Below are 20,583 nucleotides of genomic sequence, written 5' to 3' on the forward strand. Positions count from 1 at the left end.
GCTCGGGCCCTCAGACCCTGAGAGATCAGACGCTGCCGAGCACCGCGAGCGCGGGCAGCGCGCGGCCGTCGTAGCCGAACAGCGCCTGGTTCTCCCAGGCGTTGCCGGACGACGGGTCCGCCGGGTCCCAGCCGTTGCCGGGCACGGCGGTCCAGGTGGCCTCCCAGCTGTAGAGGCCGAGGCCGCGGCCGTCCGGGACGGCGCGGACGATGTCGGCGACCTTGGCCAGCATCGCCGACTGGCCCTGCGGCGTGGCGCGGTAGCCGGGGTACGGCTCGGCGCCGGTGATGATGTTGGGCCAGCCGTCGGCGTCGCCGGTGGTGAACGGGTAGGCGGTCTCGGCGACCAGCACCGGCTTGCCGTACCGGGCGGCCACGTCGTTGATGTTGGCCTGGAAGGTCTCCAGCGTGCCGTGCCAGTACGGGTAGTACGACAGCCCGATCACGTCGTAGCGGATGCCGTGGGATGCGGCGTTGTCGAACCACCACCGATACAGCCCGTTGTCACCGCCGTCGGCCAGGTGCAGCACGACCCTGGTGCTCGGGGAGACCGCCTTGACGGCGTCGTAGCCGGCGTTCAGCAGCGCGGCCGTGTTCGGCCAGGTGGAGTTGGCGCCGTCGGGCCACAGCAGGCCGCCGTTGATCTCGTTGCCGACCTGCACGAGGTCGGCGGTGGTGCCCTGGCGGCGCAGGGCGTCGAGCACGTCGTAGGTGTGGTCGTAGACGGCCTGCTTGAGCCGGTCGAACGGCAGCGACTGCCAGGCGGCGGGCTTGGTCTGCTTGCCGGGGTCGGCCCAGCTGTCGGAGTAGTGGAAGTCGACGAGCAGGCTCATGCCGAGCGCCTTGGCGCGCCTGGCGACCGCGAGGACCTGCGTCTTGGTGTTGTAGCCGTCGGCCGGGTTCACCCAGACCTTGAGCCTGATGGAGTTGACCCCGTTCTGCGCCAGGATGCGCAGGGCGTCGCCGGTGGTGCCGTTCGCGTCGCGGTAGACGCCGCCGAGCGCCTCCGACTTGGCCAGGCTGGAGACGTCCGCGCCTCTGATCGCGAGGGTGGCGGCCTGCCGCGCCTGAGCCGGTGGGGCGATGAGAAGGGCGGCGAATAACAGCAGTGCGGTGAGGATGCCTCTCATGGCGCTCTCCTAGGGTCGGGGGTTTCCTCGATGACCGTGACCGCCCCGGCCGCGACGGTGACCGGCCCGTCGTGCCGCACGCCGTCGAACACGCTCACGCCGCTCACCCCCTCGACCGTCACGGCCTGGTCGCCGTGGTTGATCAGGAACAGGTGGCGGCCTCTGCGCACGAGTTCGAGGGTGTCGGGCAGGCCGCGCGGCCTGGTCACCCCGGCGTGGTCGAGCACCTGGCCGAGCAGGCCGGGCAGGCCGGTGACGGGCGCGGTGGCGAGGTACCAGGCGGTGCCGGCGCCGAGGTCGTGACGGGTGAAGGCGGGGTGCCCCGCGTCGGGGCCGGTGGCGAAGCCGCGCACGGCGGTGGCGCCGGCCAGGCGGACCCGTTCCGACCAGATGCGGGCCTCACCGTCCGCGGTGAGCGCCACCGTCTCGTGCTCGCGCAGCGGGTGGAACTCCTCGATCGACAGGCCGAGCAGCTCGCGCAGCGCGCCGGGGTGGGCGCCGGGGTGGATGGTGTCGTGCTCGTCCACGATGCCGGAGAAGTAGGACACGAGGAGGTTCCCGCCGGACTCGACGTACCGGTGGAGGTTCTTGGCGGACGCCTCGGTCAGCAGGTACGAGCTGGGCGCCACCGCCAGCCGGTACCGCGACAGGTCGGCGGAGGGGTGGACGAAGTCCACCGTCACGTGCTCGCGCCACAGCGCCTCGTAGAAGGCGTCCATCCGCTCGCGGAACGTCAGGTCCACCGACGGCCGCCAGTCGAGCTCCAGCGCCCAGTACGACTCCCAGTCCCACACCAGCGCCACCTCGGCCCGCACCCGGCTGCCGCGCACCCCGGCCAGCCGCCTGAGGTCCGCGCCCAGCCGCACGATCTCCCGCCACTGCTCGGAGTCGGTCCCGGCGTGCGGCACCATCCCGGAGTGGAACTTCTCCGCGCCGAAGCGCGAGGCCCTGAACTGGAAGAACAGCACGCTGTCCGAGCCGCGCGCGACGTGCGCGAGGCTGTTGCGGCGCATCTCCCCCGGCCGCTTGGCGAGGTTGCGCGGCTGCCAGTTGACCGCGCCCGCCGAGTGCTCCATGAGCATCCACGGCTCGCCGCCGGCCACCGAGCGGGCGAGGTCGGCCGACATGGCGAGGTCGATGTGGTTGTCGGGCCGCTCGGCCTGCAGGTAGTGGTCGTTGGCGACGACGTCCAGCTCGCGGGCCCACTGCCACAGGTCCGTCGACTTGCAGTTGACCGTGCCGGCGAAGTTCGTGGTGACCGGCAGGTGCGGGGTCGCCTCGCGCAGGATGTCGCGCTGCAGCGCGTAGTGCGCGCGGTGCTCGCCGTCGCTGAAGCGGGCGTAGTCGAGCCGCTGGGCCGGATTGACCGCCGTGTGGTTGGCGCGCGGGGCGTCGATCTGCGACCAGTCGGTGTAGGTCTGTCCCCAGAACGTGGTGCCCCAGGCGTCGTTGAGCGCGGAGATGTCGCGGTAGGTGTGCCGCAGCCACTCTCGCCAGGCGGCCACGCTGTGCTCGCAGTAGCACTCGCCGAGCGGGGCGCCGTACTCGTTGTGCACGTGCCACATGACCACGGCGGGGTGGTCGCGGTAGTGCCCGGCCAGCGCGCGCACCAGCCGGGCGGTGGCCGCGCGGAACGCGGGCGCGCTGGAGCAGGCGCTCTGCCGACCGCCGAACCCGATCCGCACGCCCTCCCTGTTGACCGGCAGCACGTCGGGGTGGCGGGCGACGAACCAGGCGGGCGGCGCGGCGGTGGGCGTGGCGAGGTCGACCGCCACCCCGGCCGCGTGCAGCCGGTCGAGGATCTCGTCGAGCCAGCCGAAGTCGAAACGCCCCTCCTCGGGCTCCATCAGCGCCCACGAGAACATGCCCAGGCTCACCAGGTTGACCCCGGCCTCGCGCATGAGCTCGACGTCCTCTTCCAGCACCTCGCGCGGCCACTGCTCCGGGTTGTAGTCGCCGCCGAAGGCGATCCCGGCCGGTCGCTCCGGATACATCCGTCCCCCCGCACCATCTTTCTGTGAACGTGCACAGTAAAGCCGATCCGCCCGGGGAAGAACAGTCACCGCCCGGACTTACTTTCTCCAGGCGCGCAACGAGAACGTAACAACCCTTGACGCTCGAATGTGGGCTGTTTCACTCTGTGCACGTTCACAGAACCTTCTGGAGGTACGCATGCGCGCCCACCGCCTTGGAGCAGCACTGGCCGTCGCGCTCACGGCCACACTCGCGAGCTGCGCGTCCGGCGAACCCGCCGAAGCGCCCGAGGCGGCGCAGAGCCCGGCGACCGCCGCCCAGGGGCCCGTCAAGCTCACGTACTGGACGTGGGCCCCCAACATGGACAAGATCGTCGAGGTCTGGAACAAGGCCAACCCGGACATCCAGGTGACGGTCAGCAAGCAGGCCGGCGGCGACGACGCGGCGGCCAAGTTCCTCACGGCGGCGAAGGCCGGCAACCCTCCCGACCTGGTGCAGGCCGAGTACCAGCACCTGCCGTCGTTCATCGCGGCCGACGCGGTGGCCGACATCAAGGCCGAGACCGCCGCGATCAAGGGCGAGTTCACCGACGGGCTGTGGGGCCTGGTGACGCTGGGCACCGAGGGCGTCTACGGCATCCCGCAGGACAGCGGCCCGATGATGCTCTTCTACCGCAAGGACCTCTTCGACAAGTACGGCATCGACGTCCCGAAGACCTGGCAGGAGTACGCCGAGGCGGCGCGCACGGTCAGGAAGAAGGACTCCAAGGTGTACCTGGGCACCTTCTCCAGCAACGATCCGGGAGCGTTCACAGGTCTGGCGCAGCAGGCGGGCGCCCAGTGGTGGTCGATCAGCGGCGAGTCGTGGAAGGTGAACATCGCCGACGAGGCCACCGTCAAGGTCGCCGACTACTGGGGCGGCCTGGTGAAGGAGGGCGTCATCGACGACATGCCGTACTTCACCCCCGAGTGGAACAAGGCGCTCAACGACGGCAAGCTGCTCACCTGGCCGTCGGCCGTGTGGGCGCCGGGCGTGCTGTCCAGCAACGCCCCCAAGGGCAAGGGCAAGTGGGCGGTCGCGCCGCTGCCGCAGTGGAACGCGGGTGAGAGCTACAGCGGTTTCTGGGGCGGCTCGTCCACCGCCGTGGCGGCCAAGTCGCCGCACAAGGCGGCCGCCACCCGCTTCGCCACCTGGCTCAACACCGACCCGCAGGCCATCGACCTGCTGGTCAAGGAGGCCGCGATCTACCCGGCGGCCACCAAGGCGCAGTCGGCGCTCGGCGAGGCACCCGAGTACTTCTCCGGCCAGGCCGACTTCTGGCAGCAGGCCGCCGAGGTCTCGAAGGGAGCGCGCGGCTTCACCTTCGGGCCCAACGTGGGCGTGGCGTACAACGCGTTCAGGGACGGCTTCGGCAAGGCGCTGCAGAACGGCACCCCGTTCTCCGACGCGGTGCGCGGCATGCAGGAGGCCACGGTCGCCGACATGCGCAAGGCCGGCTTCCAGCTCGCGTCATGAAGCGTCCCTCGATGAGCCGGCCCGAGCGGGGGCCGTGGCCGTACCTGTTCCTGGCCCCCGCGATCGTGCTGTTCACGCTCTTCCTCGCGGTGCCCATCGGCTACACCGTCTACCTGGCGCTGCACCGCACCAAGGTGTCCGGGCTCGGCCTGGGCAAGGGCGCGCGCAGGGAGGTGTTCGCCGGGTTCGACAACTTCGCCGCCGCGCTGAGCGACGCCGAGCTGTGGGCCGGATGGCTGCGCGTGCTCGGCTACGGCACGCTGGTGCTGGTCGTGATGCTGGGGCTGGCGCTGCTGTTCGCGCTGCTGCTCGACACGGCGCGGGTGCGGCTCGCCCGCTTCTCCAGGATCGCGATCTTCCTGCCGTACGCGGTGCCGGGCGTGGCCGCCACGCTGCTGTGGGGCTTTCTCTACCTGCCCTCGCTCAGCCCCATCCGCCAGGTGCTGGACGTGGACTTCCTGAGCGCCACCACGGTCACGTACTCGATGGCGAACGTGGCGGTGTGGGGCGGCACCGGCTTCAACATGCTGGCGCTCTACACCGCGCTGCGCGCGATCCCCCGCGACCTGTACGAGGCCGCCCGCCTCGACGGCGCCTCCGAGCTGCAGATCGCGCTCCGCGTCAAGATCCCCATGCTGGCCCCGGCGATCATTCTGACCACGGTGTTCTCGATCATCGCGACGGTCCAGGTGTTCACCGAGCCCACCGCGCTGCGTCCGCTGACCAACACGATCAGCTCCACGTGGAGCCCGCTGATGAAGGTCTACCGCGACGCGTTCGTCACCGGCGACCTGTACTCGGCCGCCGCCACCTCGATCGTCATCGCGGCGATCGCGCTCGTGCTGTCCTTCGGGTTCCTGCGCATCGTCCGCGACCGCGCCTTCGGAGAGGGCCGATGACCACGCTCACCACCGCGGCCGCCACCGCCGCGCACCGCCGGCCCCGCGCCGCCGGCATGACCGGCCTGGTGCCGACGGCGCTGCTGCTGATCGGCGCGATCTACTGCCTGTTCCCCGTGGTGTGGGTGCTGATCGCGGCGACCAAGTCGCCCGCCGAGCTGTTCAGCACCGCCACGCTCTCCTTCGGCACCGGCTTCTTCGCCAACGTGGCCGAGCTGTTCGCCTACCGCGACGGCGTGTTCTGGCTGTGGGCGCTCAACACGCTCATCTACGCGGGCGGCGGCTCGCTGCTGTCCACCGCCGTCTCGGCGGTCTCCGGGTACGCGCTGGCGAAGTACCGCTTCCCCGGCCGCAGCGCGATCTTCAACCTGCTGATCGGCGGCATCCTCGTGCCGTCGGTGGTGCTGGCGGTGCCGCAGTATCTGCTGTTCTCCAAGGTCGGGCTGGCCGACAGCCACTGGGCGGTGCTGCTGCCGCAGATCCTCAACCCGTACGGCATCTATCTGGCCCGCGTCTACGCCACCGCGGCCGTGCCGGACTCGCTGCTGGAGGCGGGCCGCATCGACGGGGCGAGTGAGTGGCTGCTGATGCGGCGGGTGGCGCTGCCGCTGATGGTGCCGGGCATGGTGACGATCTTCCTGTTCCAGTTCGTAGCGATCTGGAACAACTTCCTGCTGCCGTTCATCATGCTCGGCGACGACGGCAAGTTCCCGCTCACGGTGGGCCTGTACACGCTGCTCGCGGCCGGCGCGAACCAGCCCTCCCTGTACAACCTGATCCTCACGGGCGCGTTCCTGTCGATCCTGCCGTTGATCGCGCTCTTCCTCACCATGCAGCGATACTGGAAGACCGACCTGTCCTCCGGAGCCGTGAAATGAAACGCCCTACGATCCACGACGTCGCCGCCGCCGCGGGGGTCTCCCGTGGAACGGTCTCCCGCCTGCTCAACGGGGACAAATACGTGAGCCCGGCGGCGCGCGTGGCCATCGAAAGGGCGATCTCCGAGACCGGCTACGTCGTCAACAGGGCCGCGCGCAGCCTGGTCACGCAGCGTACGGGGTCGGTCGTCATGGTGCTGTCCGAGCCGCACGAGAAGCTGTTCGAGGACCCCAACTACAGCACGCTCATCCGGGTCGCCATCCGCATGCTGGCCGAGCGCGACCTGTCGCTGGTGATGATGCTGGCCGGGAACGAGGGCGACCGCGAGCGCGTGGTCCGCTACGTGCGCGGCGGCCACGCCGACGGGGTGCTGCTGGTCTCGACGCACGCCGGCGACCCGCTGCTCGACGCGCTGAAGGACGGCCCGCCCGCGGTCTCGTGCGGCCCGGTCATCGGCCGCGAGACCGTCATCCCGTACGCCGCCGCCGACGACCGGCTCGGCGCCCGCCAGATGACCGAATACTTCGTGCGGCTCGGCCGCAAGCGCATCGCGATGATCACCGGGCCGATGGACACGCCGGGCGGCATCCAGCGTCTGGAGGGCTTCGCCGACGTGCTGGGCCGCAGGGCCACCAAGCGGCTCATCGCCCACGGCGACTGGACCCAGGCGAGCGGCGAGCGGGCCATGAAGGAGCTGCTGGAGCGCACCCCCGACATCGACGCGGTGTTCGTGGCCTCCGACCTGATGGCGGCGGGCGCGCTCGCGGCGCTGCGCGCGGCCGGGCGGCGGGTGCCCGACGACGTCGCGGTGGGCGGCTTCGACGACTCCTCGGTGGCGGTCTCGACGCACCCGCCGCTGACCACAATCCGCCAGCCGCTTGCGGAGACGGCGAAGGAGACCGTACGCCTGCTGCTCGCCCTCATCGACGGCGCCGAGCACGTCGAGCCGGTGGTCCTGCCCACCGAACTGATCATCCGCGAGTCGGCGTAGGGTCCGGCGGGCGGCCCGGGCGGCGGGTCGCGGGCGGGCGCGTCCGGGGGGCGATGGGGCCGGGCGCGGCGGGGTCAGACGACGCCCGCGTAGACCCAGCGGCCGTCGAGGCGGACGAAGCGGCTGTGCTCCTCCATGTGCCCGGGCCGCCCACGCTCGGTGTAGTGGGCGCGGAAGCGGACGGTGCCCTCGGTGTGCACGACGCTGCCCCCGCTGGTCTCCAGCACCTCGAGGCGCACCCACGTGACGCGCTTGTCGAGCCCGAGCCGCCGCGGCCGGTCGGACGGGTGCCAGGTGCGCAGCAGGTACGCCTCGTCGCCCACGCTGAAGGCGCTGAAGCGGGAGCGCATGAGCTGCTCGGCGGTGGTGGCCGTGGCCTCGCCCCGGTGCAGCCTGCCGCAGCAGTCGTGGTAGGAGGCGGGCAGGCCGCAGGGACACATGCGAGGAGGCATGGGCCCTATTGTGCCCCGAGCCGGGCGGTGAGGTCGGTCAGCGTCGGCCCGAGCGGGGCGTCGAGGGTGAGCGAGGCGTCGCCGTCGCCGCCGGTGGGGCCCTGGTTGACGATCGCGATGGGGATGCCGAGCTCGGCCGCCCTGGTGACGAAGCGCAGCCCCGACCTGATCGCCAGCGACGACCCGAGCACGAGCAGCGTCCTCGCCCGCTCGACCACCGCGAAGCACTGCTCCACCCGCGGTTTCGGCACGTTCTCGCCGAAGAACACCACGTCAGGCTTGAGCACGCCGCCGCAGCCCTCGCAGTCGACGACCTTGAACCCGGCGATCTGCTCGTCGGTGAGCACGGCGTCGCCGTCGGGGTTGATCGCGCCGCCCGCCTCCCAGCCGGGGTTCGCCTCGTTGAGGCGGCGCTCCAGCTCGGTGCGCGGGGTGCGCTCGCGGCACGCCAGGCAGACCACGCGGTCGAGCCCGCCGTGCAGCTCGATCACCTCCCGCGCACCGGCCGCCTGGTGCAGGCCGTCGACGTTCTGGGTGACGATCCCGGCCAGCAGGCCGCGCCGCTCCAGCTCGGCCACGGCGCGATGCCCGGCGTTGGGGCGGGCCGAGCCGATGTGCCGCCAACCGACGTGGCTGCGCGCCCAGTAGCGCTGCCGGGCCTGCGCGCTGCCGACGAACTTCTGGTACGTCATCGGCTCGGCCCGCCTGGACCGCCCTGTCGGCCCCCGGTAGTCGGGGATGCCGGACTCGGTGGACAGCCCCGCCCCGCTGAGCACGGCCACCCCGCCCTTGGCGACGAGTTCGGCAAGCTCGGCCACCTTCGTGGTGCTCGGTGTCACCTCTCTATGGTGCCTTCCGTCCCGCACCCCCGCGCCGTCCGCCGTCCGCCGTCCGCGAGAAAGGCGGGGTCACCGGCTGTAGCGGGTGGTCTCGCCGGGCCACGGGTAGGGGTGGACCGCGGACCGGCCGAACAGGCGGGCGGCGGGCTTCGAGACCGGTGCCCGGACGGCCGGGCCGGTCTCCTCGCGGCGGCTCGGGCCGGCCGGGCGCAGGTAGACGCAGCGCAGCTCGGCCGCGAACCGGTGCTCCCCGTCGCGCAGCCAGCACCCTTCGGGCCCCGGCAGCACCTCGCTCACCGTGATGCCCTCGCCTCCGGCGGCGAGCCGGGCGAGCCCTTCGAGCAGGGCGGGCGAGCGGGTGTCGACGTAGATGCGCTCGCGGGCGGTGGCGGCGTAGAACACGACGGGCAGCTCGTACGTCTCCCGCAGCCGGGCCATGCTCACCAGCAGGTCGCCGTCGCCGCCCGCCTGTCCGAGCGCCTCGAACGCGTCCGCCTCGAGATGCCGGCGCCGCCCGGCCAGCACGACGTTGTCCCAGGTCAGCCTGGGCATGCGGGGCAGGTCGTGGAAGCGGGGCAGCCGGAGCCTCGGCAGCGCGAGCGCCGTGTGCAGCGCGGTGTCGTGCTCGCCGTCGTTGAACAGCAGCGGCTCCTCGAAGCCCTTGGCGTGCAGGACGGCGCGGCGGCCGTCGCTGTGCACGTACAGCTCGTCGAGGCCGATCCTGCGGCGGCCGGGGTCGGCGGTCCCCCCGTTGAGCTCCAGCACAGGCCCTGGCAGGTCGGGCCGGGGCACGCCGTGCTCGGGCCTGGAGACGACGTTCAGCACCGTGAACCCGGCCAGCGCCCGCCGCACCTGCTCGTCGCGCTCGGCGAGGCAGGCGTCGCTCTCGTCGTGGAACTGCAGCGCCCACGGCGTGAGCAGCACCCCGTCGTGCAGGCCGGTCAGGACCAGCGGGGTGACGCCCGGCTCGTACGCCTCCAGCTCCGGCGCGGCCACCATCACATCCGCCGAGCACAGCACGGGCGCGGCCGGCGGGGCGGGTTCGTCGAGCAGGCCCGCGAGGTTCAGCACGGTGGCGCCCGGAGGGGCCGCGCGGACGAGCTCCGCGATGCGGGCGGACAGCCGGTCGCCGTGGTCGATCTCCAGGTCGCCGGTCATGCGCAGGGCGTCGGCCAGCGCGTACGTGCCGGGCCCGAGCCGTCCCGCCAGCAGCCGGTTGGTGCGCAGCCGGGTCAGCTCGGCCTCCTCGGCCAGCAGGTCGAGCACCCTCGGCACACGTTCCCGCAGGTCGGCGGCGAGCGCGTCGCCGATGCCGACCCGCAGCGTGCCCGCGGCGGCCTCGTGCACCACCGCCTGGTCGTCGCGGTGCCCGCCGAGTCCGGCCAGCGCCTCGATCCGCCGCTGCACGGCCAGCTTCACGTCGGGTGAGGCGGCGGGATACCTCGCGAGCAACTCGCTGATCTCCCCGACCCGCCGCCCCACCGGCAGCTCGGACCCGGACGCCTGGCCGGCGCCGCTCAGCCCGCGCTGCACGGGCACGCCCGCGGGAGCCACGAACCCCCGTCCGGACGTCCCCGACGCCCCCACCTGCCCCCGGCCCGGAGCTCCGGTGGACTGCCCCACCGGTCGCTCACCGGGGACGCCCTTCTCCCCCGCCCCGGCCCCGGACCGCCTGCCGGACCCGCTCCCGAGCCCGGACCCCGGCTCGCCCGCGAGACCGTTCGCGGACCCGCTCCCGCTTCCTGGCGCGCCAACGGAGCCGTTGCCCGGCTTGCCAACGGAGCCGTTGCCCGGCTTGCCAACGGAGCCGTTGCCCGGCTTGCCATCGGAACCGGACCCGGACCGCCCGGACCCCGGCCCGCCGTTGAGCGCGCCCCCGGCCGCACCAGAGCCCCCGTGCCCGGTGAGGTCGTCGCGCTCGGCGGCGGGCCGGAGCCCGGTGCCGCCGGGAGGAGGGAAGCCCGCGTGCGCGGGGTGCGGCGGCAGCCGGCACTCACAGGGAGCGATCGGCTGGACGCTCCCCCGGTGCGGTGCGGGCCCGCCCGGCCCCGGCAGGCCCGGGGTGGGGTCGTCGCCCTCGTGGATCGGGACGCCGCGGGCGGTCAGGCGGTCGCGCAGCCAGGCGAGCGGGTCGCACGCACCGGCGGGCGGGCACAGGTCGTGGGTGAGCAGCCCGCGCCGTACGGCCACGGTCAGTGCCGCCGCGGCGCGTTCCATGCCGATGCCGGTCTCGGCGGCGATCTCGGCGAGCGTGCGGCGGCCGTCGCAGTGACCGGTGAAGGCCGCACCGTCGCGTACCTCGCCCACCAGGGTCCTGCGGCGCGGCACCAGCCCGGCCACCAGCGTGGGATCGGCCAGGATGCGCTGCTGCAGCGCCTCGTTCACCCGGCCGGCCGGGTAGGCCAGCCGCTCGGCGTACACGCGGTGCCCCTGCCAGGTGTGGCCGGAGGGGCCTGGCCGTACGGTGCCGTAATTGAGCGGCCCGTAGCAGCCGTCGGTCTCGCACGAGGTGGTCAGCCGCTGCAGGTGGGCGGCGAGCTCGCGGCGGGTCCTGCCGCCCTTGGCGCCGTGTCGCAGGTCGCGGTAGAGGCCGGGCGCGGAGCACACGAGAGCGTCGAGGAAGCGTTCGTCGGCGGTCAGCTCCGCCACGGCGCCCCTGGTGAGAGCGGCGTCCCCGCCGACGAGCGCGGTGAGCGTGAGCCTGGCACGCTCCAGGAGGCCGGTGACCTCGTTCCAGGCGAGCACCCAGTTGCCCGCGTCGCCGGCCCCGGACACGACGGCCCCCGACGGCAGCGGCCGCAGATCGCGCAGGCGCCCCCGCAGCCCGCGCGACGGCCGTCCCGTCCCCGTGTCCGTGCTCGGACCCGTGCCCGCCCGGCCGTTGGCTGTGCCGGCCGGGCGCGGGTCGGCGGCGGGAGCGTCGGCGAGCAGGTCGAGTGCCTTGCGCTCCAGGTGTACGACGACCGCGGCCGCCTCCGCCGCCCTGAGGTAGGCGAGTGACAGCACCAGTTCCCATGGAAACCCGGCGCTGCGGACGACCACGGCCGGCAGCAGGGTCCAGTCGTGCTCGATGTCCATATGGACCGCTCCCTTTCCTGACAAGAATTCGCCGCCGCACCGCGTCTCAACTCAGATGCTTACAAGATCATTTATTTCTGTCAATGCGTTTGGCGAGGAAAAGAAAAACAAGAATCGAGGCCACCCTCTCCCGCCTTTACCACATTTACCTAGCAACTCCAGCAAACCCCCATAAAAGGGACGCGACTGTTTACTTTCCGTAGCCGACGGGCCTATCCTTCCCGCACACAGAGTCAACGCTCCGTATCCACCCAGCACCTGAATCGAGCCGAAAACGCATCAACGGCGGCCTCTCGGGGCCGTCGTTTTCTCGCCTTTGAAAACGCTTACGAGCGGCGCGCGACTACTTATCCGGCCGCTCGGATAAACGCGTGAATACGTCCGCGCGAAAGATTCTCATTTACTTGCCGGGGCAAGGTGGGGTCAAGGACGCGCGCCGCGGGCCGGATAGGCGAAACGGCCTGATAGAAGGTGACATGGGGGTGCGGGAGACAGTGACGGAAGACGCGCGACGGGGGCGCGGGAAGGGACCGGCCGCCGAAGGCCCGGCCAACGACGGCCACGCAACCGGTCCGAGTGACGGCCAGGCGGCCGCTCCGGCGAACGGCCACATCGCGGCTCCGGCCGAGGGCCACGAGGGCGGCCCAGCGGACGCCCAGGCGTCCGCCCCGGCCTACGACCACGCGGACGGCCCGGCCGACGGCCACGCGAGCGTTTCCACGGATGGGCATGCGAGCGGCCCGGCCGACGGCCATGCGAGCGTTCCCCCGGATGGCCATGCGAACGTCCCGATCGGCCGTCCAGGGGATACGGCCCTTTCGGACGGCGGGCCACACAGCGAGCCGCGCGGCGATGCGAACGGCAAGCGCGCCCACCGGGCCGGCGGCGGAGTGGGCCATGAGCCGGGCGATGCGGCGAACGGCAGGCGAGCCGACCACGCCGACAGCGGAGCGGGCGCCGAGCCGAGCAGCGGGACGAGCAGGAGGCGAGCCGACCGCGCCGGCGGGCGTAGAGCCGGTAACCAGGCGGCAGGTCGCGGGGGTGCCGATCGGGGCGGAGGGCGCCGGGGCGCCGAGCCGGGCGGGGGACGCCGGGGCGCCGAGCCGGGCGGGGGACGCCGGGCCGGTGGCGCTGCGGGCGGCTGGTCGGGCGGTGGCGGGCCGGCGAGGTGGCCGGGCGGCAGGTCGAGCGGCGGGTCCGGCGGCGGTCGCTACCTGTGGACGCCGTTGTTCGTGGCGGGGCTGCTCGTCGTCACGGCCGTCGTGCTCGCGCTCGACCTGACCACGGGCACGGCCATCCGGCTGTACCCGTTGCTGATCTTCCTCCCCGCCATCGTCTCGGGTCTCGGCGACGTCAAGCAGACGATCGCCGCCTCGGTGTGGGTGGTGCTGGTGGAGGTCGGCATCGGCTTCTTCCTGGGTGCGGAGGTCGACGACCTGCTGCTCGCGGCCTCGTTCACGACGGTGTTCGGCGTGGTGAGCGTGCTGAGCTGCCGGTACCGGGTGTGCCGGGAGGAGGAGGTGCACCGGCTGCGCTCGGCGGCCTCGGCGCTGCAGCGGCTCATCGTGCGCCCGCTCCCCCTCCGTACAGCGGAGGTCGCCGTGGACGGCCTCTACCACCCGGTGGAGGAGGACGCCCTGGTCGGCGGCGACATGTACGACGTGGCGGTGTCCCGGCACGGCACGCGGGTGCTGATCGCGGACGTCCAGGGCAAGGGCCTGCCCGCGATCGGCATGGCGCTGGCCGTGCTGGGCTCGTTCCGCGAGGCCGCCTACCGCGAGCACACGCTGACCGGCGTGGTGACGGCCCTGGAGACGACGGTGGTGCGGCAGAACGTGTTCGCCGCCATGACGGGCGAGCCCGAGCGGCTGGTCACGGCCCTCGTGCTGGACATCGCCGGAGACACGGACGTGGAGGCGGTCAACTGCGGCCACATCGCCCCGTTCGTGATGTTCAACGGCACGGCGTACCAGGTGAACCTGGGCGAGCCCGCCCTGCCGCTGGGGCTCGCGTCGCTGTGGCCGGAGCCGCGCCGCTCCGCACGGTTCCCGTTCCCGCTGGGCGCGACGCTGCTGCTGTGCACCGACGGGGTGACCGATGCTCGCGACCCGCGCGGCGCCTTCTACCCGCTGGAGCAGCGGCTGCGGCAGTGGGCGCCGCAGCCGCCGGTGCCGCTCGCCCGCGCGCTGGGCGCGGATCTGCGGGCGTTCACGGGCTCCGACGCCCGAGACGACATCGCGATCCTGACGCTGCGCCGCATGGGCCCGCCGACCATCCCCCCGTGAGCCACCCTCAAGCGCACAGCCCGTCGCACTTCTCACTCCTGCGCGGCTCGTGAGGGGAGCGCGCCCCGGTGGACTTCCGCATCCCCGGCAACCCGCGCTTCCCCGCGTGACGCGGTTCCTGTGCTCCGGCAGCCTGCACGAAGTCCCCGTGATCGCGCTGCACCACCGCCAGGCCGGCCCGCTCTCGGCCTGGCGGGACGCCCGGCCTAGATCGGCAGGCTCGGCTGGTCGATCACCCACAGCCACGTGCCGTCCTCCTGGCGGCGGGCCACCTCGACGGTGACGCCGCCGCCGGGCAGGCGTACGGAGGTGAGCGCCAGGTCGCCGCTGACCAGCGTGGGCTGCTGCTTCCCCGCGGTGAAGACCGGCCGGTCGGCGACCAGGGCCGCGTACGCCCGGCGGATCTCGTCGGTCCCCCTGGCGACCCCGCCGTCCGGCAGCGCCAGCACCGCGTCCGGCTCGTACAGCGCCACCAGCCCCTCGACGTCACCCGCGTTGAGCCGCTCGACGACGAAACGGCTAAGGTCCTCGGGCCGGGCGGCGCGCTCCCGGACGTCCTCCATCGTCATGACTCCTCATTTCTGTCAGAGCCTCGCGACACAATCATCGCGAAGCCGGTGTACGCTGTCCCGGCCGTATCTCCTTACAGCATAAACAATTCGGCCGACGACGGAAGGATCCCGTGCTCACCAGCCCCGAGGCAAGCACCGATCACGCTCATCACGCTCTGGCGGACAGCCACGACCACATCCAGGTCCGCGGCGCCAGGGAGAACAACCTCAAGGGCGTCTCCCTCGACGTCCCCAAGCGGCGGCTCACCGTGTTCACCGGGGTGTCCGGCTCCGGCAAGTCCTCGCTCGTCTTCGACACGATCGCCGCCGAGTCGCGCCGGCTGATCGACGAGACCTACACCGCGTTCATCCAGTCGTTCATGCCGAGCCTCAGCCGTCCCGACGTCGACGCGCTGCACAACCTCAGTGCGGCGATCATCGTGGACCAGGAGCGCCTGGGCGCCAACCCGCGCTCCACCGTCGGCACCGTGACCGACGCCCACACGATGCTGCGCATCCTGTTCAGCCGCATCGGCCGCCCCTACGTCGGCCCCGCCTACGCCTTCAGCTTCAACCGGGCCGAGGGCATGTGCCCCGAGTGCGAGGGCCTCGGCAAGGCGTCGGAGATCGACGTGGACGCGCTGGTGGACCGGGAGCTGTCGCTGGACGACGGCGCCATCAAGATCCCGGGCTTCGCGGTCGGGAGCTGGCAGTGGCAGGTCGTGGCGGGCTCCGGCCTGTTCGATCCGGGCGTGAAGCTGAAGGACTTCACCGAGCAGCAGTGGCAGGACCTGCTCTACAAGCCCGCGGTCAAGCTCAAGTACAGCGCGGGCAACTTCACCTACGAGGGGCTCGTGCTCAAGGTGCGCAAGTCGTACCTGGGCAAGGACCGCGAGTCGATGCAGCCGGCGGCACGCGCGTTCGCCGACCGGGCGATCAAGCTCGCGACCTGCCCCTCGTGCGGCGGCAGCCGGCTCAACGAGGCCGCGCGCTCGGCCCGCGTCCAGGGCAGGAACATCGCCGAATGCGCGGCCATGCAGATCGACGACCTGGCGGCGTTCATCCGCGGCATCGACGACCCGTCGGTCGGCCCGGTGCTCGAGGGGCTGCTGTCCACGCTCGACTCCCTGGTCGGCATCGGCCTCGGCTACCTCAGCCTCGACCGCGAGTCCGCCACGCTGTCGGGCGGCGAGGCCCAGCGGGTCAAGATGGTCCGCCATCTCAACTCCAGCCTCACCGACGTCACGTACGTCTTCGACGAGCCGACCGCGGGGCTGCACCCGCACGACATCCAGCGCATGAACACCCTGCTGCTGCGGCTGCGCGACAAGGGCAACACGGTGCTCGTCGTCGAGCACAAGCCCGAGCTGATCGCGATCGCCGACCACGTGGTGGACCTCGGCCCCGGCGCGGGCACCGCCGGCGGCGAGATCTGCTACCAGGGCGACCTGGCGGGCCTGCGCGCCTCCGGCACGCTCACCGGCCGCTACCTCGACCACCGGGTGAGCCTGCGCGAGGAGGTGCGCAAGCCCACCGGGCGGCTCCCGATCAGGAACGCCACCTTGCACAACCTGCGCGACGTGAGCGTGGACATCCCGCTCGGGGTGCTCACCGTGGTCACCGGAGTGGCGGGCTCGGGCAAGAGCTCGCTGATCCACGGGTACGTGGCGGGCCGCGAGGGCGTGGTCGTGGCCGACCAGTCGCCGATCCGCGGCTCGCGCCGCAGCAACCCGGCCACCTACACCGGCGTGCTCGACCCGATCCGTACGGCGTTCGCCAAGGCCAACGGCGTCAAGCCGGGCCTGTTCAGCGCCAACTCCGAAGGCGCCTGCCCGGCCTGCAAGGGCATCGGCCTCATCTACACCGACCTCGCGATGATGGCCGGGGTGGCCTCGGTGTGCGAGCAGTGCGAGGGCAAGCGGTTCACGCCCGAGGTGCTGACGTACCGGCTGCGCGGCAAGAACATCAGCGAGGTGCTGGAGATGCCGGTGGCCGAGGCCAGGGAGTTCTTCCCCGACGGGCAGGCGGGCGTCATCCTCGACCGGCTGATGGCCGTCGGCCTCGGCTACCTCGGGCTCGGGCAGCCGCTCACGACGCTCTCGGGCGGCGAGCGGCAGCGGCTCAAGCTGGCCATCAACATGGCGAAGACCGGCACCACGTACGTCCTGGACGAGCCCACCACCGGCCTGCACCTCGCCGACGTCGATCAGCTCCTGTCGCTGCTCGACCGCCTGGTGGACGACGGCAACACGGTCATCGTGATCGAGCACCACCAGGCCGTCATGGCGCACGCCGACTGGATCATCGACCTCGGCCCCGGCGCCGGTCACGACGGCGGTCAGGTGGTCTTCACCGGCACGCCGGGCGAGCTGGTCGCCACCGGCACCTCGCTGACGGCCGTCCACCTGCGCGACTACGTCGGCCGCACCCGCTGAGCGCGAGATCAGACGGCGAGGGTCAGGCGGCGAGGCGGGCACACGCAGCGGGCCTCCGACGGCGAGGCGAGACGCCCGCGAACGGCGAGGGTCAGACCGCGAGGCGGGCCAGGACGCGCGCGAACTCGGGCGGCGGCGCCACGACGAGCCTGGTCTGCCCGTCCTGGGCGACGATGTCGGCCCTGATCAGCGTCAGCCGCCCGTCGTGCCACCAGTAGACCTGGGGGCTGAGCCCGTCGGTGCGCACGGCGTGCACGCGCAGCCGTTCGAGCGCGCGTACCACGCCGATGCCGTCCACCGGGTGCACGAGCAGCGTGTACGGGTCGGGCAGCACCACGAGCACCCCGTCGCCGGGCACGGCCACGTGCTCGTCCAGCCAGCGCAGGTGGACGGCGGCCGACGGGCTCTCGGCGGTCAGCCGGATGACCGGGGTGCCGGACAGCTCGATGTGCTCGGTGGTCAGCGAGCCGTGCCTGCGGACGTTGGCCACCGCCCGGTCGAGCGCCTGCCCGCCGGAGACCGGCCAGCAGCCCGACTCCTCGGGGCGGACCAGCCGCGCGCCCACGGTGAGCAGCTCGACCAGGTCGGCGTTGAGGTGGCGGCCGACGACGCGGGTGAGGTCGGGCACCTCGTCCACCGACTCGACCCTGATCCGCAGCAGCGGCCCGGCCTGCTCCAGGTCGCACACGTCCACGCGCTCGCCGACGGTGGCGACGGCGTGCGCGAGATGCTCGGAAACCAGCACCGGCCAGTCCTCCCTGGCCCGCCGCGCGGCCTCGCGCCGCAGCCCGGTCAGCTTGACGACCAGCCCGGCGTCCGGCCCCGCCGCGCTGGTGAGGGTGAGGCGGGAGCCGTCGCCGGAGAACGAGAAGGAGTATCCGAGGGACTCCGCGACGAGCGCCAGCAGCGAATCGAGATCGACGTCCTCGACCGTACGGCCCGAGGGCTCGCGGTCACGTTCGAACCCATTCACGTGCTGTGTCCCTTTCTGCCGGATTTGTCCCTCTACCTTGCCTGGTCCCAGACCCCCGTCGAGCCAGTCAGCGAACACGATTCGGTATCGATAACACCAAGTGCCCCAAGCCACACGCTCATCTGGGGTGTCCCGTGTCCCACCGGCAAACCGGCCACGATGGGCACCCCCAGCGGGCGCAGCCGGTCTTCCAGCACCGGGTACGGATCTCCGCAGCCCACCCACGAGCCCAGCGCGACACCTCGTACGCCGTCGAAGACGCCCGCCTGCAGAAGCTGGGTGAGCATCCGGTCGACGCGATAGGGCTCCTCGCCGATGTCCTCGAGGAACGCGATGCAACCGTCGAACGACGGCTGCCACCTCGTGCCGCACATGGAGGCGAGCAACGACAGGTTACCCCCGCGCACCTCGCCCTCCGCCCGGCCGGGCGCCAGCACCCGGTCACCGGTGACCGGCACCGGCGCGCCCGTCTCGAACAGCGCCTCGCGCAGGCTCTCCCACGTGCGCGGCTCGGGACCGGCCTCATCCCCCGCGATCACGTCGCAGGCGGCCATCGGCCCATGCAGCGTCGGCACGCCCAGCTCGATGCCGAACGCGTTGTGCAGCGCCGTGATGTCGCTCGACCCGAGCAGCACCTTCGGCCCCGCGGCCCGCATCGCGTCCCAGTCGAGCAGGTCGAGCAGCCGGGCCGCGCCGTAGCCGCCACGGCAGCAGAAGACGCCGGAGACGGCCGGGTCGCACCAGGCGTCCTGGAGGTCGGCCGCCCGGGCGGCGTCCTCGCCCGCCAGGTACTCGAGGTTCTGCCGGTCGAGCGCGTGCGCCCCGGTCACCACCTTCAGCCCGAGGCTCTCCAGCCGCTGGACGCCGCGGCGCAGCAGCTCGGGATTGGGCGGTCCGGACGGCGAGACGATGGCGACGGTGTCACCTTGCCGCATCGATCAACTCCTTGACGAGCGCGGGTAGTGCCTGGCCGATCGGCTCGTTGACGACCCGATCGGCGTAAGGGTCGTAGGGGGTCGGCTGGGCGTTCACGATCACCAGCCGGGCGCCCGCGTCGAGCGCCTCGCCGCATAGCCCGGCGGCCGGGTGCACGGTCAGCGACGTGCCCACCGCCAGGAACAGCTCGCACGAGCGGGCCGCGTCGAGCGCCGCGGTCAGCACCTCCGGCCTCAGCGACTGCCCGAACGAGATCGTGTTGGCATTCTGGATGCCGCCGCAGCGCGGGCACGGCGGGTCGTCCTCGCCCGCGGCGACCCTGGCCAGCACCTCCTCCATGGGCGTGATCAGGTCGCAGGACAGGCACTCGGCGCGGCGCATGGTGCCGTGCAGCTCGATGACCTTCTCCGGCGACGACCCGGCGCGCTGGTGCAGCTCGTCGATGTTCTGGGTGATGAGCGCGCGCAGCAGCCCGGCTCGCTCCAGCTCGACCAGCGCCAGATGGGCGGCGTTGGGCTCGGCCTGCCAGGCGGGCGAATGCAGCCGGGCCTGCCAGGCGGCCCGCCTGACCTCGGGATCGGCGAGGTAGCGGTCGATCGTCGCGTCGGCCTCGGCGCGCGGGTTCTTCGTCCACACGCCTTGAGGCCCCCGATAGTCGGGAATGCCGGAATCGGTGGACACACCCGCTCCGGTGAGGACCGACACTGAGGTTGGCGCGTTCACCTGCCAAACGGTGTCACACTTGGCTGCTGTATGCGACTTCCGCCCCACATCCTCGTGGTCAACGGCATCAAGGTCCGCCGTCCGGTCTTCCTGCTCGGAGCGCCGCATTCCGGAGTGGACCTCTTGGCCCGCGCCCTCAAACGATCACCCGGCTTCCACGTGACGATGGGCCGCGCGAGCGTGGCGCACGTGGTCCAGGCCTTCGCCCGCAAACCGTCGCTCTCCCGTACGACCGGCGCCGTCCAGGTGATGCGCGACGCGCTCGCCGAATCGTGGCAGGTGCTCCCCCGCTCCTGCGGCGACTGCGCCGAGTCGTGCCGGGACGCCGGCGGGGTGACCGGCACCGGCCCGTGCGTCAGCGCCGCCGACGTCACCCGCTTCGGCGACGGCAGCCCCGACCTGCTCTACAGCGCGCCCGTGCTGCTCCAGGCGTTCCCCGACGCCCGCTTCGTGCAGCTCATCCGCGACGGCAGGGACGTCGTCGCCGGCATGCTCGCCGACCCCGCCTGCCTGGCCTGGTTCAAGCCGGCCATGGTGGCCGAGCACACCGAGTTCCCCAGCGCGTTCCTCGGCGTCAACAAGGAGGAGCACCTGGAGCGATGGAAGGCCATGCCCGCGGCGGGCAAGAGCGCGCTGCGGTGGCGCAGCGCCGTGCGGCTCAGCGCCGAGCTGCGCCGCACGCTGCCCGAACGGCAGCTGCTGACGTTGCGCTACGAGGAGCTGGTGAGCAGGCCGCAGCAGGCGGTGGCCGGGCTCTCGGAGTTCCTGGAGACGCGGGTGTCCAAGGTCGTCATGTACGACCCCGCCGTGCCGAAGGTGGGCGCGTGGCGTACCGCGCTGGGCCGCGACGACCTGGAGCTGGTGGAGAAGGTCGCCAGGCAGGAGCTGAACCGGCTCGGCTACCTGAAGAGCTGACCCGCCCGC

The 20,583-nt window shown here is 72.3% G+C and carries 16 protein-coding genes; 7 read left to right on the forward strand and 9 right to left on the reverse strand.

Annotated features, from left to right (window positions below):
• Positions 1-25: 25 nt before the first annotated feature.
• Together ACFMQL_RS41235 and ACFMQL_RS41240 are read right to left on the reverse strand one after the other, a co-directional pair.
• Positions 26-1,129, reverse strand: coding sequence for an arabinogalactan endo-1,4-beta-galactosidase (locus ACFMQL_RS41235; protein ID WP_364065603.1), 1,104 nt, complete (start codon positions 1,127-1,129; stop codon positions 26-28).
• Positions 1,126-3,123 carry a beta-galactosidase gene (locus ACFMQL_RS41240; protein ID WP_378790095.1) on the reverse strand — a complete coding sequence of 666 codons (1,998 nt, stop codon included), beginning with the start codon at positions 3,121-3,123 and terminating at the stop codon, positions 1,126-1,128. The genes ACFMQL_RS41235 and ACFMQL_RS41240 overlap by 4 nt, the downstream gene beginning before the upstream one ends.
• 178 nt (positions 3,124-3,301) lie before the next feature.
• Between ACFMQL_RS41240 and ACFMQL_RS41245 the strand changes: the two genes are divergently transcribed.
• Genes ACFMQL_RS41245 through ACFMQL_RS41260 form a run of 4 tightly spaced genes read left to right on the forward strand, consistent with a single transcriptional unit; the run spans position 3,302 to position 7,387 of the window.
• Positions 3,302-4,618 carry a sugar ABC transporter substrate-binding protein gene (locus tag ACFMQL_RS41245; RefSeq protein WP_364065609.1) on the forward strand — a complete coding sequence of 439 codons (1,317 nt, stop codon included), beginning with the start codon at positions 3,302-3,304 and terminating at the stop codon, positions 4,616-4,618.
• Positions 4,615-5,517 carry a sugar ABC transporter permease gene (locus tag ACFMQL_RS41250; RefSeq protein WP_364065612.1) on the forward strand — a complete coding sequence of 301 codons (903 nt, stop codon included), beginning with the start codon at positions 4,615-4,617 and terminating at the stop codon, positions 5,515-5,517. Before ACFMQL_RS41245 ends, ACFMQL_RS41250 begins: the two co-directional genes overlap by 4 nt.
• Positions 5,514-6,395 carry a carbohydrate ABC transporter permease gene (locus ACFMQL_RS41255; protein ID WP_364065615.1) on the forward strand — a complete coding sequence of 294 codons (882 nt, stop codon included), beginning with the start codon at positions 5,514-5,516 and terminating at the stop codon, positions 6,393-6,395. The genes ACFMQL_RS41250 and ACFMQL_RS41255 overlap by 4 nt, the downstream gene beginning before the upstream one ends.
• On the forward strand, positions 6,392-7,387 hold the full coding sequence (locus tag ACFMQL_RS41260) for a LacI family DNA-binding transcriptional regulator (RefSeq protein ID WP_364065618.1): 996 nt from the start codon (positions 6,392-6,394) through the stop codon (positions 7,385-7,387). The genes ACFMQL_RS41255 and ACFMQL_RS41260 overlap by 4 nt, the downstream gene beginning before the upstream one ends.
• A gap of 74 nt (positions 7,388-7,461) precedes the next feature.
• On the opposite strand, the gene ACFMQL_RS41265 is transcribed toward ACFMQL_RS41260, so the two are convergent.
• From ACFMQL_RS41265 to ACFMQL_RS41275, 3 genes are all read right to left on the reverse strand, one after another.
• Positions 7,462-7,839, reverse strand: a complete 378-nt coding sequence (locus ACFMQL_RS41265; RefSeq protein ID WP_364065621.1) for a YchJ family metal-binding protein — start codon at positions 7,837-7,839, stop codon at positions 7,462-7,464.
• Positions 7,840-7,844: 5 nt separating this feature from the next.
• Positions 7,845-8,678, reverse strand: coding sequence for an NAD-dependent protein deacetylase (locus ACFMQL_RS41270; RefSeq protein ID WP_364065624.1), 834 nt, complete (start codon positions 8,676-8,678; stop codon positions 7,845-7,847).
• Positions 8,679-8,747: 69 nt separating this feature from the next.
• Complete coding sequence (locus ACFMQL_RS41275) at positions 8,748-11,756, reverse strand: hypothetical protein (RefSeq protein WP_364065627.1); 3,009 nt, start codon at positions 11,754-11,756, stop codon at positions 8,748-8,750.
• A 1,232-nt stretch (positions 11,757-12,988) separates the two neighbouring features.
• Here ACFMQL_RS41275 and ACFMQL_RS41280 point away from each other — a divergent pair.
• Positions 12,989-14,041: a PP2C family protein-serine/threonine phosphatase gene (locus ACFMQL_RS41280; protein WP_364065630.1), complete on the forward strand. Its 1,053-nt coding sequence runs from the start codon at positions 12,989-12,991 to the stop codon at positions 14,039-14,041.
• 206 nt (positions 14,042-14,247) lie between these two features.
• On the opposite strand, the gene ACFMQL_RS41285 is transcribed toward ACFMQL_RS41280, so the two are convergent.
• Positions 14,248-14,610 carry a YybH family protein gene (locus ACFMQL_RS41285; protein WP_378790096.1) on the reverse strand — a complete coding sequence of 121 codons (363 nt, stop codon included), beginning with the start codon at positions 14,608-14,610 and terminating at the stop codon, positions 14,248-14,250.
• Positions 14,611-14,723: 113 nt separating this feature from the next.
• Here ACFMQL_RS41285 and ACFMQL_RS41290 point away from each other — a divergent pair, with 113 nt between their 5' ends.
• The gene (locus ACFMQL_RS41290) at positions 14,724-17,027 is read left to right on the forward strand and encodes an ATP-binding cassette domain-containing protein (protein ID WP_378790097.1); all 2,304 of its coding nucleotides are present in this window, start codon (positions 14,724-14,726) and stop codon (positions 17,025-17,027) included.
• A gap of 91 nt (positions 17,028-17,118) precedes the next feature.
• Here the strand turns inward: ACFMQL_RS41290 and ACFMQL_RS41295 are convergent, their stop codons facing one another.
• Genes ACFMQL_RS41295 through ACFMQL_RS41305 form a run of 3 tightly spaced genes read right to left on the reverse strand, consistent with a single transcriptional unit; the run spans position 17,119 to position 19,659 of the window.
• A complete protein-coding gene (locus ACFMQL_RS41295; protein WP_364065639.1) occupies positions 17,119-18,000 on the reverse strand; it encodes a hypothetical protein in 882 nt (293 codons plus the stop codon).
• Positions 18,001-18,032: 32 nt separating this feature from the next.
• Complete coding sequence (locus ACFMQL_RS41300; protein WP_378790098.1) at positions 18,033-18,935, reverse strand: LD-carboxypeptidase; 903 nt, start codon at positions 18,933-18,935, stop codon at positions 18,033-18,035.
• Positions 18,922-19,659, reverse strand: coding sequence for an NAD-dependent deacetylase (locus ACFMQL_RS41305; protein WP_378790099.1), 738 nt, complete (start codon positions 19,657-19,659; stop codon positions 18,922-18,924). Before ACFMQL_RS41305 ends, ACFMQL_RS41300 begins: the two co-directional genes overlap by 14 nt.
• A 30-nt stretch (positions 19,660-19,689) precedes the next feature.
• On the opposite strand from ACFMQL_RS41305, the gene ACFMQL_RS41310 reads away from it, so the two are divergent.
• Positions 19,690-20,574 (forward strand): sulfotransferase, encoded by an 885-nt coding sequence (locus tag ACFMQL_RS41310; RefSeq protein WP_364065646.1) that lies wholly within the window; start codon positions 19,690-19,692, stop codon positions 20,572-20,574.
• Positions 20,575-20,583 lie beyond the last annotated feature (9 nt).

The sequence above is a fragment of the Nonomuraea fastidiosa genome, assembly GCF_042751225.1.
Lineage (GTDB): Bacteria > Actinomycetota > Actinomycetes > Streptosporangiales > Streptosporangiaceae > Nonomuraea > Nonomuraea fastidiosa.